The following is a 1106-nucleotide window of genomic DNA, read 5'->3' on the forward strand; positions in this document are numbered from 1 at the left end:
TGAATTTTGTTTTTTTTTTGAATCAAGTAATTGGTCTTTTTCAGAGGAATACCATTTGTTTAAATCTTTATTTTGAGCCGTATGGCTTTGAGACGTATGGCATTGATTGATTCTATTTCGCCATTTTTGTGGGATTAATCTAGACGATGTAATCTGAGATAAATCGTATTGATAATGACCTCTTAACCAGTTTTTCCATGGATTCATTCCAGAATTTGGAAGTTTCTTATGTCTTAATTCGGAATGAAATATTCCTTGTCTTCCAAAAAAATCCTTTATTTCAGTCTTAAGAAAAAAGGACGGTCCATTATATTGAAGAATAGATCTTAACTTATTGAAGTTAATAATTTGGGTTTGTGATAATTTTAAAAATACATATTTTTGTGACAAGTAAGATAAATCAAAAAAAATATCTGACTTCCGCTTACTATTTTTAAGATTATCAAAAGCCCTTTTTATAGTCATAGGGAAAATAAAGTCAATTTTATTTTGTTTTGTTTTATTAATCCTTTCTTTATTGTCAATGTATTTATCATTATAAAGAATTTTTTTTGTTGATTCCATAAAAAGTTGTAGAGCGATTCTGCGCATATTAATGATACATAGAAAGATATCTATGTATATTTTTTCAATCAAAAATTTAACTATTAATTCAATATTTTTTCTTTTGAATATTTTCAAAATTTTGGGGGCTGATTCTGCATTATTCTTTTTCTTTTTTTTGATTCCTGGCGTTACTTTTTTTTTATTTTTTTTCATTATTTCTATTTCATTTCTGATTGTGTTTCTTCTATCAATCCTATGTTTCATTTCTTCTTCTGCCTGTGAATAATTTGTCCAACCTGTAGATCGAATTTGACTAAGTGATTCATGAATTATCTGATTGCTGATTATAGAATCCTTTTCTGTTTGAGTTTCACTTGATTCATATATTTCTTTCGGTATAAATTGTTTCTCTATAAATAATGGAATTTTCTTTACTTTTAAAAGTTCTTTTTTTATTCGTTTTACAAATTCTTCTTTCTTTTTTATTTTTTTAAAAATTCTTCGAACTGTAAAATTTAATTTTCTGATTTGGATTTTATAGTTTATATCGTTTAAAATGG

At 25.4% G+C, this 1106-nt stretch carries 1 protein-coding gene; it reads right to left on the reverse strand.

Annotation, left to right across the window (positions count from 1 at the left end; all coding sequences use genetic code 11):
* The coding region (locus HX793_RS32195) for a hypothetical protein (protein ID WP_178905611.1) at window positions 1–1106 on the reverse strand (1106 nt) is incomplete at both ends.

It is taken from the genome of Pseudomonas reactans, from assembly GCF_013387025.1.
GTDB lineage: Bacteria > Pseudomonadota > Gammaproteobacteria > Pseudomonadales > Pseudomonadaceae > Aquipseudomonas > Aquipseudomonas reactans.